The sequence below is a fragment of the Butyricimonas muris genome (assembly GCF_046365375.1).
Lineage (GTDB): Bacteria > Bacteroidota > Bacteroidia > Bacteroidales > Marinifilaceae > Butyricimonas > Butyricimonas muris.
The window spans coordinates 338,801-355,705 of sequence record NZ_JBKEIT010000006.1; the positions used below are offsets into that span (position 1 = coordinate 338,801).

Below are 16,905 nucleotides of genomic sequence, written 5' to 3' on the forward strand. Positions count from 1 at the left end.
TTTTCTATACTAACCGAATAGATTATTTCAACAGTTCAGCAACTTTTTGCTTCAATGCTTCGCCTCTCAAATTTTTGGCGATAATCTTGTTGTTCTCGTCTAACAATAATGTCGCGGGAATACCGGTAATGCTATATAATTTAGCCGGTTCGGATTGCCAACCTTTCAAGTCTGAACCATGTTTCCAGATCAAACCGTCGTCAGCGATTGCTTTTACCCAAGCTTCTTTGTTGTTATCTAAAGAAACACCGAAGATTTCCAAGCCTTTCGGTTGATATTCTTTGTAAAGAGCAACAACATTCGGGTTCTCTCCGCGGCAGGGACCACACCATGATGCCCAGAAATCAACTAATTTCACTTTACCTTTGATGTCATACAGTGAAATAGATTCTCCTTCCGGGGTTGTAACCGTGAAGTTCGGGGCAACTTGTCCGACAGCCGTTTTTTCCAGTTTAGCGATTTGGTCAGCGATCGCTTTTCCTTGAGTGCTTGCTTTTGCATTTTCGCCAAGGAGAGCGAATCTTTCTTTCAATTGCTCGTATTCCATTTGTCCCATGGCAGATGCAATCACGAAAGCGGCTACATAAGTGTCAGAGTTAGCTTTGAGCAATTCAAGTTCTTTTGCTTGAGCGGCTTCAACGATTTTACCAAATTCCTCTTGGATAGCTTGCATTTTAGCTTGATCTTGAGATTGAGCGGCTGCTTGATATTCGCCGTTTAATCTCATTTGCTCTTGCATGATGCCTTGGTTGATCTCTGAGAATTGGTTGAACAATTTTTGAGCCTCACCACCTTCTATTTTCAAGCCGGATTGATCCGCGTTTACCGTGATGTTTGTGTTTTCAAGCATAACCGGAATACCGCCTTGTTGACCGGGGAAAACGATATAAGCCGCGGTGATTCCGTCCACTTTACCAGTGAATTCGAAAGCGCCGTTAGCGATATCTGCTTTAGCCAAAGTATCCACTTTGTTATCCGCGAAAGTTACAAGTGCAGCTTTAGGAACTTGTATCCCTTGAACGTTTCCGGTTACTTTGAAACCGCTTTGTGCGTTGCATGCTGCAAGAGTCATACTAGCAGCAACGATTGATAATAAAATCTTTTTCATGTGTTTTAGTTTTCTTAAATAGATATTTAATATGCCATTAATTAATCTTGGCTTTCATAAACCACAACTCTTTAAAGGCAATGTTTATTCTTAGTTTTACGTATTTTTCCATGATCTGGTTATTACGGTGCGTACCTCTCACTCCGAAGTCCACGGCAACTCCTAGCATCAGTTCTTGGTAAGGTAAACGGATAGGAATTTGCGAGCCGACAGTTACTCCATAGGTGTTGATATTGGTTGAATTGAAATTCAGATGGGATTTAGTGAAATAACCACCTGCCATATATTTATTTCTTTGCCACCAGTAACGTCCTAATGCATTGGGTTGAAAAGAAGTCCCTACGGCTATTTTGTGGTAATTATTGAATTCTTTTTCAGCATCAAATTCCTCGTAAGCAGACATTTTTTGGAAAGTATAATCACCGGAGAAGAACCACTTTTTGTCGTATTGATAAGCTGCTCCGGCAATAATTCTGAACGGGTAAAATACCTTCCCGTTATTCCAAGCTTCATCGTTTAGAGTATAATATTGTCCACTGGTATTACTAATTTTGTTAGCAAGATATGTTTTACGCCCGTGTAACGGAGTCCCGAAATTGAAACTTGTACCTAGTGTAATTTCCGATTTATTTTTGATTTTTATAGGTAATTGTGCTCCTAAAGTGAATAAAGCTCCTTGTAGATGAGTTAGCGTTTGTGTTTTCAAGTAATAACCACTTGTCATAGGTTGCATTATCAAGGTTAGGCGGTCTTCTATTTTGCCAAAAATGTAAGAAACATTTAAGCCTAAAGAAAGTTTCCCTAATTGATAACCACCTCCAATATAAAATTCATTTAATCCACCTTGGCCTTCTAGTTGCTGTAAAGAATATACTGGGTAGTAAGGATCGGCTCCGCTGACTGGGTAGGTGTAATACAAATCGAATCCTCGGTCTGAGCGTTGGGTTAATCCCAATGACATGAATAGTTTGTTATAAATGCGGAAAGCCATGTTTACGGAAGCGTTTTGAGCCACCTTGTAAGTTGCGTGTTGTTTATAAGTTGAGATATCCACGTGTTCACCTGTTATTCCCAATTGGAAATAGAAACGGTTGGAATCTAATGCTGTATATGAAGCGGGATTTAAAAAATTGATATTGTAATTATCACGCATAGCGGCAGAAATACCTCCCATTGCCGTGTATGCACCGTAATTATCAGGTAATAAGCCGAGTGCGTATTTAGAATAAGGTGTTCCGGAATTATTCTGTCCCAACAAACTTGTGGATAAAAAAAGTAGTAAAGCGAAACTTATAAATATATTTTTCATAATCCGTTAATAACAAAAGAGAGTACTTAAATTACTTGTAATTGGCGTAGTAAATTCGTAAAATCGGAGTTTTATCAATCACAATGCGGTCAAAAGTTGTTGCAACTGCTCCAACCATAGTGAGTGTTTCATCATATCCGATTTGTCGGGGTACGCCTGCTAATCCAATCAACAGATTTAGTTGGGGATCTATATCGGAAGCAGAGGTGACTACTGAATTGTAATAATCGGTAATATCAATCACGTATGATTTAGAATCTTGATAGTCAGGATTTGCCTGTAATGTCGCAGTCACTGAATTACCTGCTATGTCTGTTAATGCAGATCTCAAACGTCCGTTGCGGTCTAAACTGAAGACCTGAAGCGTGGTGTTTTTCAATTCCGGAATATCTTCAGCGTTTCCGACAATTGGTTTCAAAACAATTTCAGCTTTTAATATTGTTTTATACGCATCATTATTGGCGATGTAGGGTAGCTTTATCTTGAGTGCATAACCGTTCATCCCTTGGACTACTGCTTGTCCATTTACGGAGAATGGAATGGAGTCCTTCCAATTTACTCCCTCTAACCATGGAGTGGGAGTATGTTTGATATTCGTGAATGAGAAATAAGAGCCTAAAGATGAATTTATTGTAGCAAGTGCTGGTAAAGAAAAACTTCCTGTACTTTGGTCGCTACCCGCATGATAGTGGCAGATCAATGCTGCTTGAGATATATCAATCGGAACTAATACTGTGTTGGTCGAGGATGGAACGATTGTCAATCCTTTAATGAAATCGCGGATAAAATCCATCGGTCTTTCAAAAATAGGATCTTGTGCTTGCATCCGATCGAAAATTTCACGTCCTAGTTCATCGCTTAGTTTGAAATATGCATTCCGGTTTCCAAGTCCCGGGTTGTTGAAATAATCATTGTCAAACCGTATGTTTAATTTTTCTGCCAACGGTTTGTCTGTATCATAGAGCATACTGTCTGTATTAAATATGGCAGGTTCATCATAATTAATTTTAGGGTATTCATTGAGTCTATACAGCGTGTATGTTTGCATATTAACAGTATCTCCGGCAATTAATTTCATTGACGTGTAGTCAAACGGGAAATTCATGGTCAAGGAGTCGTAAATATATCCTTTGTCTACGTCAATTTTCGTTATTCCGCTACTGGCTATTTGGAAATAAGGGGTAGCGGTAACCTCTCCGGTGTACATATCTTTTATATGTCCCAAGGAGAGTCGGCTTGAATTCATTACAGAGGATAAAGTGTAGAGATCCGTGGGAAAAGAATCTAAACGAACTGTAGATGTTTCCGTTATATCAAAAGACTGGATCTCGATAAAACCCTCGGCGGGAATCATCGTGTCCCCAATGGTATTTAGGTCATTGTTGCAAGAAAGTAAAGCAACGAAAAGGCTTGCCAGAAAAAGTATTCTCATCTTTTATTTTTATTGATTAAATCAAGATGCGAAGGTATAACTATTTTCCAAAAAAACGACAAATGCCTCCCTCATTTTATCTGAATAACTTGAAAAAAAGAGAAACATGATATATTTCGTCCGTTTTTTTATTGGATTTGTTTTTTTAATGTGTAGTTTTGCCTACTGATTTCGTGAAATGATGATAAATTGATACGAAGAATAATAATAAACTTTAGTTAAATAAACAAGTATGAGAACATTTAATTTATTGGTTCTGGCTATTTTAGGCTTATTCATTACAGCATGTGATGATGATGATCATTTAGGAGACTGGTCAAAGGCAACTCAATTCAGTGGTGCTCCCCGTCAGTCTTCAGTTTGTTTTGAATATGGAGAAGGCGAAAATAAAGTAGTATTCGTTGGGTTGGGGTATGGAGCGCGAGGTGAAGAATTCAGCGATATGTATGTTTTTGAAAATAGGTCTTGGAAAGAAGTGGTTTTCCCAGAAGGAAAAGGATTTCCGGCAGATGAAAACCCGGGACCTGATGATACAAATCCAGACAAAACGTATAAGAATGGTAATGGTCGTCATTCTGCTGTTGCTTTCGTGATTGGAAAATACGCTTACGTGGGAACTGGATATGTAAGTACATATACGGGTGCAACAACTTCTCCTGAAAGTAGAGTTAGAACGTATTTTAAAGATTTCTATCGTTTTAACATGGAAACTCGTGAATGGGATTCTAAAGAGGATTTTTACACTGAGTTGCCAGTGGGTGCGTTAGGACGTCGTGATGCCGTGGCGTTTAGTGATGGCACTTACGGGTACGTGGGAACAGGAGCCGGTGAAAATGACCGTGTGTTCAAGGATTTTTATCGTTTTGACCCGAATGGAAATGGAGGAAAAGGCGAGTGGACTGAAATTGATTTCATCGGTGAAGCTCGTTATGGCGGTACGGCTTTCGTGATTAACGATGCCGCTTATGTTTGTTTAGGTGCATCTACCATGGGAGCCGGTAGCGGGGGAATGGTGTATGATGTTTCTAAATTTGATTTTAAAACAAAGAGTTGGAGTCCGATGCAGGCTTTGACGGATAAACCGGGAGTTAAACAAGATAAGGATTATCCTCGTATTCCTCGTAGATACGCTGTATCTTTTATTTCAGATAAAGGTTCTAATGGAAAAGCTTATGCTTATATAGCAACAGGAATTGGAAGTAATTCAAACACGGTTTGGAGATATAACCATGAAAAGGATCAATGGCATCAGATGGAAAGTCTTCCTTCTACATATTATGCAACGGTTGTAGGTGCAGTTGGTTTTACAGTTGATGGTTATGGCTTTTTCTCCTTAGGTGCTGCTACTATTGATGCCAATAGTGGGTTTATGGCTGATACTTGGAGATTTATTCCGGATGTGAAAGAAGATCGTGCAAATGATTATGCTGTGGATAACAACTTCTAATGTAGAATATTTTTTACAAGGTTAATAGAGGGTGTACTTAATACACCCTCTATTTTTTTGAGTAATGTTATGACAAAGTTGTTTGGTTAAAGCATTTTATCATGAATTTTTGGAAACAGAAAGGGTGTGTGGATATTTTTCTTGTCAACAAAGCATATGTTAAAACAGAAAAGCCGTACTGAAGCCGTGGTAAATTCGGTGTAATAATCTCTCCCGTTCGTTTGTGTCTTGTTCCCACTCTTATGTTGCTATAATCTTTTATATGCCAACATAACAGGGGAAATGGAGCGAGAACGGAAAAGGAGGATTATTAGGGATAATCTTCTCCGGTTTTACAGTGGATTTTCTGTATATTCAGGAGCATTCAATCCTAATCCTATCCTAATAATACTTCATGTCGCTTACTGGTTACTTTATTTACTGTTTCATCCCCAGTCGAGAAGGGTGACGCAAGGGATGTACTAGCGGGTGGTAAGTGCCGAGAGGTATTATTGGGGTAGGAGTACCTTAGGTTATTGCCGGATAAACGGATGTGTTGTGTTTGAACAAAAATGCCGGAATAGAAAAGTAGAATGACTCAACAGATAAGTTCTCCTGTTCATTTATTTCCCGTTTTTATTTCGTTGTTGCCTCAATGTTTACTGTCGCAACATCGGGGCAACAACGAAACAAGAACGAGAGAAGGACTCGTTCGGTTTATTTATCCATTTTTATTGGTGAGGTATTTATTAGATACATGTGCTAGTAAGAATTTTTATTATCTTTATGCCCCAAATATTGATATTATTCCGGATGAAGAAGTTTAGTATTATTATATTTTTCTGTTTGGCGACCTTGGGAGTGTCGGCACAGTGGAACACGGCGAATATGTTGCGCGCGGGGAAGAGTGCGATCATGTTTGATGATTACGTGAGTGCGATAGAGAATTTCAACAATATCCTTCGGGTGAAGCCTCGTTTATCGGAACCGTATTTTTTCCGGGGATTGGCGAAGCTGAACTTGGACGATTTCGAGGGTGCGATACGGGATTACACGGAGGCGATAGAGTTGAACCCGAATTATTTCCATGCTTACATGTACCGGGGTATCGCTTACCACAACATGAAGCGGTACGAGGATGCCATGAATGATTACAACACGGCTATCTCGATTAACCCGGGAGAGGCATACGTTTATGCCAACCGGGCGATAACGGAGGCGGATATGGGTGACTACAAGAGCGCGGAGAAAGATTATTCGAAGGCGTTGATTATAGATAAAGAGTTGTTGCCGGCTTACCTGAATCGCGCGATTATGCGGGAGAAGCTGGACGATTGGGAGGGAGCTATCGAGGATTGCAATATGGCGATCAAATTGAATATGTTCTCGGATGATGCTTACGGGTTGCGGGGCTACTTGCATTTTAAAGAGAAAAAGTATCATGATGCTATCGAGGATTATAATAAGGCGTTGAAGATTAACCCGCAGAACAAGCGTATATTAATGAGCCGCGCCATCACGTGGTACGAGATGAAAAAATTCCCGGAGGCGATGGAAGATTATACTGCCGTGTTGAAGGTGGATAGCACCTATGCTTACGCTTATTACAACCGGGCATTGTTGAGAGCGGAGATCGGGGAGACGAATAAGGCTATTGATGATCTCGATCAAGTGTTGGAGATGAACCCGGATAATATATTGATTTATTTTAACCGGGGATTGTTGAAAATGGAGATTCGGGATTATACCGGAGCTTACAATGACTTCTCTGAAAGTATCTCGCTGTATCCTGATTTCGTGAAAGCTTATCTGGCAAGAGCCGCGGTGAGCGGTGAGATGGACGATTTCGCTTCAGCCCGACAGGACAGGTATAAAGCGGAGGAGATCATGGATCGCTACAAGAGGATGCAAGAGGGGGATAAAAACGCGTTGGTTGATACGACGGAAAATTTCCGGCGGTTGATAGATATAAACTCCCGGGATGATCGGATGAAGGACGTGATCAACGGGCGTATACAGGATAGAAACGTGATTATCGAGTTACAGGATATGTTTGTCGTGCAATATTTGGCTTTAGATACCTTGCGCAAAGGGAAAGTGCAGTATTTCGACAAGCGGATTATGAAGTTTAACCAAGAGCATAATTATAACCCGGCGTTGACGATATCCAACAAACGCTTCGATTACCCGAGGGAATTCGAGGATGAGTATATTGAAACGTTATCTTCCAAGATTCGGAAGAACAGAAGTGACGTGGACGCGTTGCTGTTGAGAGGTTCGTTGTACTTGAACCGCGGGGATTACACGAAGGCCATAGAGGATTTCAAGACGGTAGTGGAACGTGACCCGAAACATTTGTTCGCTTTAATGAATTTGGCTAGTGCACGGGCGAAAATGTACGATTATATCGAGTCGATTGAAGAAAAGACTTCTCGTGTGGTGGGTGAGGAAGAGAAAGTGAAACGCGTGGTGGATTATTCACTCGTGCTGGAAGGTAATAATAAGTGTCTGGAGATTGATCCGGATTTCGCTTTTGCCATGTTCAATATTGCTAACGTGTATGCCAAGAGCGGGAAGATAAAAGAGGCTATCGATATGTACACGAAAGTCTTGGAACTGGATAAAGATATTGCCGAAGCTTATTTTAACCGCGGGTTATTGCATATCTATCAAGGAGATAAAAGTGCTGCCAACGTGGATTTGAGTAAGGCGGGCGAACTTGGGCTGACGGATGCTTACAGTATTATCAAACGTTATTGTTCCGTGGAGGAGTAATAACGTTTGATAAGTTGCAGGTTGAATTTGCCTGCGACAAGTTGCAGGTTACAGGTTATTTTTGTTAATCACCGAATCCTTCAATCTAAAATCGTAAATCTAAAATCTAAAATCGTTTAATTCTCCACTCTTTCGGGTAATAGTTGTTCAGGCGATTGCCGGCTTCTTTTACCCAGCCGAGTGCGATGCCTTGGTACATGATTAAAACCCACGCTCCTCTTGGGGCATCGAAACGAATGTCTTCCTTGCGTAAGTATTGGAGGGCGGTGGGGAGGTCTACTTCTTGGCGGGTGATGTGCTGTATCTGAAGATTGTGGAGCATAGCCAACGAATGTGCCGGGCGTGTTGTGCCTTTGACGGATTCGCCTATCTCGCAACCTTTGTAGATAACGCCCGCTTTGGATTCCAGATATTGGATGAATTCCGCGTGACGGGCGGGGATAATGCCGAGCGTGCTTCCTGCCAGATAGGGCGTGTGGTTCGCGATATCCGGTAAAAGCGGCAAGATGTCGGTCGGGAGTTTGGGCGTCTGGTTTTGAGAACTCCGTTTTTCCTTTTTCAAGGTAAACGGTTGTCCGTCTTTTTTTCGGATAACACCCATGAATAAACCTTCTCCGGCAGATTTATGGGGATAGAAATGATAGCCGTGAACGGATGTCGGGGTGGGGATTATTCCCGGGTAGTCGTGTTGGACTTCGACGGATTCGGCCTCGAAATTGTCGAGTACCCATGAAAGCATGTCTTCGTTTTCGCCGGGATTGTAGGTACAGGTGCTGTACACCAGATAACCTTCGGGTGCAAGGGCATCCCATATGTCCGCTATAATCCGTTTTTGTCGTTCTTCACACAGGCGCAGGTTGTTTTCGCTCCATTCCTCGATGGCTTTTTCATCTTTCCTGAACATGCCTTCGCCGGAGCAGGGGGCATCTACCAGAATGATGTCGAACGCTCCTTTCATCCCCGAGAAACGAGCGGGGTCACTGTTCGTGACCACGATATTATCGAATCCCCATTTTATAATGTTTTCTTTTAATATGGAGGCTCTTGATTTGATTACCTCGTTGGAAACCAGCAGGGAGCCTGTCGGGAGATTGGCTGCCAACAGTGTTGATTTTCCCCCGGGAGCGGCACATAGATCCAGTACCCGGAGGGGCTTATCCACGGCGATTTGCCGAAACACGAACTGTAGAAACATGGAAGAGGCTTCCTGCACGTAATAGACACCGCCATGCAAATAAGGATCAAGCGTGTAGACCGGACGTTCTCTCAAATAGTAGGCATCGGAACACCACGGTACTTGCCCGTCAATTAATTCGGGGAAAGGAAGGGGTGTTACTGTCTTCGCTGGGTTTACCCGGATTGTTGCCGGAGAGGGGGAGTTTAACGCTTCAAAAAAAACTTCCGACTCGTTCCCCATGATTCGGTTCATGCGCTCGATAAATGCTGGTGGTAATGAAATCATAAACATTTTGGATTATGGCGACAAATTTAATGATTTATTTGTTGATATGTTTTAACTTTGCCGGGAAGAGTTTAGTTATTGTAGATATAAAGATTTTATATACTTCGTTCGGGATAAGAAGAAGGGGAGAAGGAGGCGAGGAATGCGAGTAGGCTGAATTTGAAAATTAAAATTAGAAGACAGTGGAGATTTACGAGAATTTTAATTTAAGGGAATATAATACATTTCATATAGATGCGGCGTGTAAGTATTTCGTGAGATGCGAGAAGGAAGAGGATTTGCTGGAGTTTGTCGGCTCTTACGAGTTGAAGCCCGAGGAAGTGTTGATTTTGGGAGGCGGGAGTAATTTTCTTTTCACGGAAGACTTTGATGGGGTTGTTTTTTACCCGATGATGCAGGGGTACGAGATTGTGGAGGAAAATGAACACGACGTTCTCGTGCGCGTGGGGAGTGGTGTCATTTGGGACGATTTCGTGGCTTGGGCGGTAGAACACGGCTACGGGGGAATAGAGAATCTTTCCTTGATTCCCGGGCATGTCGGGGCTACTCCGGTACAGAATATCGGGGCTTACGGGGTGGAAGCGGGAGAGTGCATCGCGATGGTGGAGGCGGTGGATATCGTGAAGGCCGAGAAAGTGAAGTTCGACGCTGCCGAGTGTCGGTTCGGTTACCGGGATTCGATATTTAAACACGAGTGGAAGAACCGCCACGTGGTGACTTACGTGACATTTCGACTGACGAGGCAACCTGTTTTCCGGTTGCAGTATGGAAGTGTGCGGGATGAAGTAACCCGCGCGGGAGAAGTTACGTTAAAGGCAGTACGGGAGGCAATTATACGGATACGGGAGGCAAAGTTGCCTGATGTGAACGTGTTACCGAATGCCGGAAGTTTTTTTAAAAATCCGGTAGTTGAACGAAAAGCGGCAGATGCCCTATTGGCGGAGAACCCGGGGATGCCGATTTATCCGGTGGATGATGAGCATGTGAAATTAGCCGCGGGATGGTTGATAGAGATATCCGGATGGAAGGGGAAAGGCATCGGGAATGCCGCCGTACATGACAGGCAGGCTCTTGTGCTAGTGAATAAAGGAGGGGCAAGTGGCATAGAAATTGCTCACTTGGCTAACGAAATAAAGAAATCCGTGTTTCTCAAATTCGGAGTTTGGTTGGAGCCGGAAGTCTATGTTATTTAGTGATTTATGATTTACGATTTTTGATTTGAAAAAAAATTAAATCAGTGAGCGTTAGCCTTGTGTGGCAGGAATCTAAAATCTAAAATTTAAAATCTAAAATTAAAATGGTGAAGTATTCGGAAGAAATAAAGATTCGGGGGCATTACACGGATTTGCAAGGACGTTTGATAGTGAAGTCGCTTTGCGATTTGTTTAATGATGTGGCGAACGGGCAGACTTTGTTATTGGGGTTTGATGTGCCCACGTTGAATACCCAAGGATTGACATGGATGCTGCATAAGTTGCGTATTATCGTGAACCGAATGCCGGAGCAGGAGGAAATCGTGACGTTGGAAACGTGGCCTTCCGGTATTGACCGTTTGTTTGCCCTTCGCGATTTCAGCATGTTCTCGGGAAAAGGAGATCTCTTGATTCGTGCGACTTCGGAATGGATGGTGATAGATATCAATCGTCGTCGTCCGGTACGATTGCCCGCGTGTGTCACCGAGAATGCCGCTTCCTGCGTGGATGTCGTTCGGGAAATTCCTTTTGAGTTGGATACTAAAAATATGCCGGAGGAATACGAAAATTCCCGTTGCTTCACGGCGACATACGATAATATTGATTTTAACAAACATGTGACACAAGCAACGTACGTGCGTTGGGTAACGAATTCGTTATCTTACGTGTTTTTGAAAGAGCATGGATTAAGGGAGTTGGAGATTGTTTACGAGCACGAGGTGCTGCCGGATAGCAGAGTCAACGCGGAAAACCACGTGACTGAAGATGATGGAAAAGTGAAGGTTTATCATCGGGTGAGAAATGAAGCAGGCGATAAGACTCATTGCTTTGCCGTTAGCACGTGGGAAAAAAATCTTGATTAAAAAATTGCCGAGTTTTTTCTTTGTAAGGATAAAATGTGTATATTTGCACCGTCAAAAGAAAAATGCCCAGGTGGTGAAATTGGTATACACGCTACTTTGAGGTGGTAGTGGCCGTTCGGCTGTGCAAGTTCGAGTCTTGTTCTGGGCACCATGAAAGGAAACCGATATGGGAGTATCGGTTTCCTTTTTTTAATATAAAGCGTTATGAAAGAGCAGGTAATAGAACTATTCGAGCGTTACAAGGGAGGAATTGATTATCATGTGGAAGCGCTTCCGCTTTCAGGTTCCAGTAGAAAATACTATCGGATTCAAGATAGCGAGGGAAGTTACGTGGGGGTATATCACGAAAACTTGCGGGAGAATAAGTTGTTTATAGACTTCACGCGTCATTTTAAAACGAAAGATTTGCATGTCCCGGAAGTTTACCGGGTGTCGGATGACGGGAAGGTTTACTTGCAACAGGATTTGGGACGTGACATGTTACTGGATGTCGTGGAGCGGGAACGGGAGGGCGAGATGTTGAACGAGCACGCGATGAACCTGTACCGGAAAGCGTTGGACGAGTTGTTGCGGTTTCAGCTGTTCGGACATGAGGGGTTGGATTACACGGGTTGTTTGCCTCGCCCTGTTTTTGACGAACGTTGTATCCGTTGGGATTTGAATTACTTTAAATATTGTTTTTTGCGTTTGGCGGGAGTCGAGGCGGACGAGGATAAATTGGAAGATGATTTTGAACTTCTGACAAAAACATTATTGGTCGCGGATACTGGACACTTTATGTTTCGGGATTTTCAATCCAGAAATATCATGGTGCTTCGGGATGAGGTGTATTTTATCGACTATCAAGGTGGTCGGCAAGGAGCGCTACACTATGATGTAGCCTCGTTGCTTTATGATGCCGTGGTGAAAATGCCGGAAAGGCAGAAAGAAGAATTATTGGATTATTATATAGGGAATCTGGAGGTATTCGATAAAGATACAAGATTTCGTGATTTGTATTATCATTTCGTTTTAATTCGTTTGTTACAAGCGATGGGAGCATTCGGGTTACGGGGCTTGCACGAGGGGAAACGGCATTTTGTCGATTCCATTATTCCGGGATTGCAAGGAATTAGCCGTTTGTTCGAGAGTGGAAAGTTGGGTGAGGATTATCCCGAGATTCGGCGAGTTATAGGAATGGCTTTTGAAAAATACTTTGTACCTTCGCGTGTTGAAATAAATGAATAACTATTAAATATAAAACAGATATGAGTACTGTTGCAGAACAAGTAGCGTCACATTTGCTACAAATCAAAGCGATAAAATTAGAGCCTAATCATCCTTTCACTTGGGCATCCGGCTGGAAATCACCGATCTATTGTGATAATCGTAAGACTTTGTCTTACCCGGAGGTGCGGACTTACATTCGGGATCAGTTCGTGGAATTAATTCGCGCGAAATACCCGCAAGTCGAATTGATTGCCGGGGTGGCTACCGGGGCGATTGCACAGGGTGCGTTGGTGGCTCAAGAAATGGGATTGCCGTTCGTGTATATACGTTCTGCGGCGAAAAGTCATGGATTGGAAAATTTGATAGAAGGAGAGTATAAGGCCGGACAAAAAGTGGTCGTTGTCGAGGATTTGGTTTCAACCGGAGGTTCCAGTCTGCAAGCCGTGGAAGCGTTGCGGAATGCCGGTTGTGAAGTGTTGGGTATGGTGGCTATCTTTACTTACGGGTTCCAGAAAGCGATAGATAATTTTGCTAACGCTCATTGCGAGTTGGACACGTTGAGTAATTACAATGCCATGATCGATTTGGCACAGAAGAGCGGGTACGTGAAAGCGGAAGAAGTGGCAAAATTGAAGGAGTGGAGAGTTAGTCCGGAAACTTACAAATAATTTCGTGTATTTTAAATATTGAGTATATGGCTACACGAGTTGTTAGTGAGGTTCAAAAAATAAACAGTGCCATAGATGACGTGTATGCGTTTCTTTCCAATTTTGCCAAGTTCGGTTCAATGTTCGAAATGGCCGCCAAGATGGGTGCGGGGCAGCAACAGGGAATGCCGGAGATAGCCAGCAAGATAAAGGACGTGAGAACGACGGAAGATACTTGCACGTTTATGGTGGAAGGTCTTGGTGAAATGGGATTGCAGATCGTGGAGAGAGAGGAGCCGAAATTGATCAAGATCAAAGGAGATGGCAGAGTGCCTTTTGACTTCGACCTGTGGATTCAATTGTTGAGTAACGGTCCTTACGATACACGTATGAAAATTACTTTTGAGGCAGAGTTGAATATGATGTTCAAGATGCTTTTGAAAGGTAAACTGGAAAAAGGTATCCAGCAGTTGGCGGAAGGCCTTGCAAAGATCCCTTACGGGTATATGAAATAAAGAAAAAGCTCTTCGATAACCGAAGAGCTTTTTTATTTATTTTGCTAAATCGTCAAAATCAATGTCATCAAATTCGTTTACCTCAACTTCTTCACTGATCTCCATTGTTTCTCCGTTAAGTGCTGCTTTGATATAAGCGACAGCTTCATCCAACCCTTCCGCGAATTTATCAAAGTCTTCCTTGTATAAAAAGATCTTGTGCTTTTCGTAATTTTGAGAACCGTCTTTATCAAATTTTTTCTTGCTCTCGGTAATCGTCAGATAGTAATCGTTATTACGAGTAGCTTTCACGTCAAAAAAATAAGTCCTTTTTCCCGCTCTCACCGGTTTTGAATAGATCTCGTCCCGATCATTCATTTCCATACCTTCATTCTTTTCGTAACCTTCCATGTTAAATTAAAATTTTAATTAGACTTTGCGCACCAAAAGTAGAAAAAATAAACCAACAACATCGTTTTTTGGAACTTTTTTTTACCTCTGTCTATCAATATCTTAGTTGTGTGAAAACGTTTGAGATTACACGTGTATGTTCTTTTGCTATATAAAATATTGATATATAACATATTATTGTGTATTTTAAAGGGAGCGTTTTATCGGAACGAAATAGAAATTATTGTACGGAAAGAATAAAAGCGTATCTTTGTAGTGTATAATTGTAAATATCAAGTAAACAATGGAAACAGTAGTAAGTGGAATCAGACCCACGGGTAATTTGCATCTGGGGAACTATTTTGGAGCGATGAAGAATTTTCTGAAAATGCAGGATGAGTACAAATGCTTCTTTTTTATTGCAGATTGGCACTCGTTGACGACACACCCTCACCCGGGGAACGTGGTGGAGAACGTGCGGAAGATTCTGGCAGAGTATCTGGCTTGCGGTTTGGATCCGGAAAAAGCTACCATTTACGTGCAAAGTGATATAAAAGAGATTTTGGAGTTGTATCTCTTTTTAAATATGAATGCTTATCTCGGGGAGTTGGAACGTACTACCACGTTTAAGGAAAAAGCGCGTAAACAGCCGGATAACGTTAATGCCGGTTTGCTGACTTATCCTACTTTGATGGCTGCAGACATTATTATACATAAGGCACACAAAGTGCCGGTGGGTAAAGATCAGGAGCAAAACATGGAGATGGCGAGGAAATTCGCTCGTCGTTTCAACACGATATATGGATATGAATTATTTCCGGAGCCGGCTTCATTCTCTTACACTGGGGAAGGAATAAAGATCCCGGGACTGGATGGTTCGGGGAAGATGGGAAAATCAGAGGGGAACGCGATTTATCTTATCGACGATGCCGCGACAATTCGCAAGAAAGTGATGAAAGCCGTTACCGATAGCGGACCCACGGAGCCGAATAGCGAGAAACCTGAAGTTATTCGCAATCTGTTCACGTTGTTGGAAATCATGTCCGCGAAAGACGTGTATGATTATTTTGACGAGAAATATAATAATTGCGAGATCCGTTATGGTGATTTGAAAAAGCAATTAGCGGAAGATATCGTTAATTTCTGTACCCCGATCAGGGAGCGGATTCTGGAATATGCTGCCAACACGGATTACTTGGATAAAGTAGCTGCCGATGGAGCCGAAAAAGCCCGTGCCAGTGCTTCTGCTACCATGAAAGAAGTGCGTAAACTTATCGGTTTTCGCTAGTAAATGACTAAAATTGAAAATTGAAGTGCATCGTCATTTTCAATTTTCAATTTTCAATTTTCAATTGTATGTATGAGTATATAAAAGGGATTCTGGTTGAAGTAACTCCGGCGTGTGCTATCGTGGATTGCGGGGGAATAGGGTATTCTATTCATGTTTCGGTGAACACGTATTCGAAAATTGCCGCACAGTCGGAAGTGATGCTTTATATTCATCAGATTGTACGTGAAGACGCACATTTATTATATGGTTTCTTCTCGAAAGAAGAGAGAACGCTGTTCCGGGCTTTGATTTCCGTGTCCGGTATTGGAGCGAACACGGCAAACGTGATGTTGAGTTCTATGACGGTCGAGGAAATTACCGGGGCAATTCTCACGGAAAATGTGAACGCGATCAAGAGCGTGAAGGGAATAGGTATCAAGACTGCCCAGCGCGTGATTATTGAATTGAAAGATAAACTCGGAAAAGAGGGCGTTGCTGTCGAGAGTATTAATTTACCTTCAAGTGCCGTTAGGGAGGAAGCTCAAGCAGCGTTAGTGATGTTGGGTTTTGCTCGGGCACAGGTGGCTAAAACATTAGATAAAATTTTGGCTACTAATAGAGTGGAATCCGTGGAAGAGTTAATAAAATTGGCACTTAAGCATTTGTAATTAGGTCTCCCTCTCCCTTGCCCAACCTTTCCCTATGGTTGGGCTATACCATGAACGTAGCATAAACGTAGCATGTTCGTGGCATGAACGCATGTAAGCGTTTTTGATTCGATGGAGGAGAGTCTTTGCACGCTTGTTACCCTAGAGCAACGATAGACATCCCCCGGGGTGTTGTCGGGTTTGATGTTTCCAACGTGCTGCAATCTAGTCTGTTGTAAAAAACTTTAAAAATAGTGGTCAGAAAATTTGGAAAAAGGGAATTTCTTCGCTTATCTTTGCACCCGCTTTCGAGAGAGAGGGCAGGCGACGGGAGAAGCTTAAACGAGATACTGGAACGAGAGGTTTTAGAAACCGCCGAAAAAAAAGTTTTGAAAAAAGCTTGAAAAAATTTGGAGGTTGAAAAATAAGCATTACCTTTGCAGCCGCTTTCACGATGAAGGCCGGAGGGCAGGATAGAGGGGCGATAGGAGACGATAGAAGAAGAGTTCTTTAAGATATTGAAATGAACAACGTAGCGAGCGTGAATCGAGCCGACGAGATGTCGGGATTCATGAAACACATGACCCTTGCCGGAATAAAATTTCTGAAATTAACTATTACAATGAAGAGTTTGATCCTGGCTCAGGATGAACGCTAGCGACAGGCTTAACACATGCAAG

General features: G+C 42.4%; 16 protein-coding genes and 1 tRNA gene. 12 read left to right on the top strand and 5 right to left on the bottom strand.

Going from position 1 to position 16,905, the window contains the following annotated elements; translation table 11 throughout:
* Window positions 1-22: 22 nt before the first annotated feature.
* Genes ACK8P8_RS12380 through ACK8P8_RS12390 form a run of 3 tightly spaced genes read right to left on the bottom strand, consistent with a single transcriptional unit; the run spans window position 23 to window position 3,849 of the window.
* Window positions 23-1,108 (bottom strand): TlpA disulfide reductase family protein, encoded by a 1,086-nt coding sequence (locus ACK8P8_RS12380; protein ID WP_186977179.1) that lies wholly within the window; start codon window positions 1,106-1,108, stop codon window positions 23-25.
* 37 nt (window positions 1,109-1,145) lie between these two features.
* Entirely contained in the window at window positions 1,146-2,417 is a 1,272-nt protein-coding gene (gene bamG, locus ACK8P8_RS12385) for a BamG family beta-barrel-assembly machinery protein (RefSeq protein WP_303181353.1), read from the bottom strand.
* A 31-nt stretch (window positions 2,418-2,448) separates the two neighbouring features.
* Window positions 2,449-3,849 carry a DUF4270 family protein gene (locus ACK8P8_RS12390; protein WP_369860592.1) on the bottom strand — a complete coding sequence of 467 codons (1,401 nt, stop codon included), beginning with the start codon at window positions 3,847-3,849 and terminating at the stop codon, window positions 2,449-2,451.
* A gap of 232 nt (window positions 3,850-4,081) precedes the next feature.
* On the opposite strand from ACK8P8_RS12390, the gene ACK8P8_RS12395 reads away from it, so the two are divergent.
* Together ACK8P8_RS12395 and ACK8P8_RS12400 are read left to right on the top strand one after the other, a co-directional pair.
* Entirely contained in the window at window positions 4,082-5,296 is a 1,215-nt protein-coding gene (locus tag ACK8P8_RS12395) for a Kelch repeat-containing protein (protein ID WP_303182127.1), read from the top strand.
* A 792-nt stretch (window positions 5,297-6,088) separates the two neighbouring features.
* Complete coding sequence (locus ACK8P8_RS12400) at window positions 6,089-8,050, top strand: tetratricopeptide repeat protein (RefSeq protein WP_255301826.1); 1,962 nt, start codon at window positions 6,089-6,091, stop codon at window positions 8,048-8,050.
* A 106-nt stretch (window positions 8,051-8,156) separates the two neighbouring features.
* Here the strand turns inward: ACK8P8_RS12400 and ACK8P8_RS12405 are convergent, their stop codons facing one another.
* On the bottom strand, window positions 8,157-9,512 hold the full coding sequence (locus ACK8P8_RS12405) for a methyltransferase RsmF C-terminal domain-like protein (protein WP_303182125.1): 1,356 nt from the start codon (window positions 9,510-9,512) through the stop codon (window positions 8,157-8,159).
* 14 nt (window positions 9,513-9,526) lie between these two features.
* Here ACK8P8_RS12405 and ACK8P8_RS12410 point away from each other — a divergent pair, with 14 nt between their 5' ends.
* The 7 genes from ACK8P8_RS12410 to ACK8P8_RS12440 all read left to right on the top strand — a co-directional run bounded on the left by ACK8P8_RS12410 (window position 9,527) and on the right by ACK8P8_RS12440 (window position 13,939).
* Window positions 9,527-9,664, top strand: a complete 138-nt coding sequence (locus tag ACK8P8_RS12410) for a hypothetical protein (RefSeq protein WP_176554862.1) — start codon at window positions 9,527-9,529, stop codon at window positions 9,662-9,664.
* Between the two features lie 30 nt (window positions 9,665-9,694).
* On the top strand, window positions 9,695-10,705 hold the full coding sequence (gene murB, locus ACK8P8_RS12415) for a UDP-N-acetylmuramate dehydrogenase (RefSeq protein WP_303182123.1): 1,011 nt from the start codon (window positions 9,695-9,697) through the stop codon (window positions 10,703-10,705).
* A 104-nt stretch (window positions 10,706-10,809) separates the two neighbouring features.
* Window positions 10,810-11,568 carry an acyl-[acyl-carrier-protein] thioesterase gene (locus ACK8P8_RS12420; RefSeq protein ID WP_303182121.1) on the top strand — a complete coding sequence of 253 codons (759 nt, stop codon included), beginning with the start codon at window positions 10,810-10,812 and terminating at the stop codon, window positions 11,566-11,568.
* Window positions 11,569-11,632: 64 nt separating this feature from the next.
* Window positions 11,633-11,719, top strand: a tRNA-Leu gene (locus ACK8P8_RS12425).
* Between the two features lie 53 nt (window positions 11,720-11,772).
* Window positions 11,773-12,795: an aminoglycoside phosphotransferase family protein gene (locus tag ACK8P8_RS12430; RefSeq protein ID WP_410025957.1), complete on the top strand. Its 1,023-nt coding sequence runs from the start codon at window positions 11,773-11,775 to the stop codon at window positions 12,793-12,795.
* A gap of 20 nt (window positions 12,796-12,815) precedes the next feature.
* On the top strand, window positions 12,816-13,445 hold the full coding sequence (gene pyrE / locus ACK8P8_RS12435; protein ID WP_099290028.1) for an orotate phosphoribosyltransferase: 630 nt from the start codon (window positions 12,816-12,818) through the stop codon (window positions 13,443-13,445).
* Between the two features lie 26 nt (window positions 13,446-13,471).
* Window positions 13,472-13,939 (top strand): hypothetical protein, encoded by a 468-nt coding sequence (locus ACK8P8_RS12440; RefSeq protein WP_099290029.1) that lies wholly within the window; start codon window positions 13,472-13,474, stop codon window positions 13,937-13,939.
* 36 nt (window positions 13,940-13,975) lie between these two features.
* Here ACK8P8_RS12440 and ACK8P8_RS12445 read toward each other — a convergent pair whose 3' ends face one another.
* Window positions 13,976-14,329, bottom strand: coding sequence for a DUF3276 family protein (locus ACK8P8_RS12445; RefSeq protein WP_099290030.1), 354 nt, complete (start codon window positions 14,327-14,329; stop codon window positions 13,976-13,978).
* Between the two features lie 283 nt (window positions 14,330-14,612).
* Between ACK8P8_RS12445 and trpS the strand changes: the two genes are divergently transcribed.
* From trpS to ACK8P8_RS12460, 3 genes are all read left to right on the top strand, one after another.
* Entirely contained in the window at window positions 14,613-15,596 is a 984-nt protein-coding gene (trpS, locus tag ACK8P8_RS12450; protein ID WP_099290031.1) for a tryptophan--tRNA ligase, read from the top strand.
* Window positions 15,597-15,664: 68 nt separating this feature from the next.
* A complete protein-coding gene (gene ruvA / locus ACK8P8_RS12455) occupies window positions 15,665-16,246 on the top strand; it encodes a Holliday junction branch migration protein RuvA (protein WP_099290032.1) in 582 nt (193 codons plus the stop codon).
* A 502-nt stretch (window positions 16,247-16,748) separates the two neighbouring features.
* Window positions 16,749-16,883, top strand: coding sequence for a hypothetical protein (locus ACK8P8_RS12460; RefSeq protein WP_410025958.1), 135 nt, complete (start codon window positions 16,749-16,751; stop codon window positions 16,881-16,883).
* Window positions 16,884-16,905 lie beyond the last annotated feature (22 nt).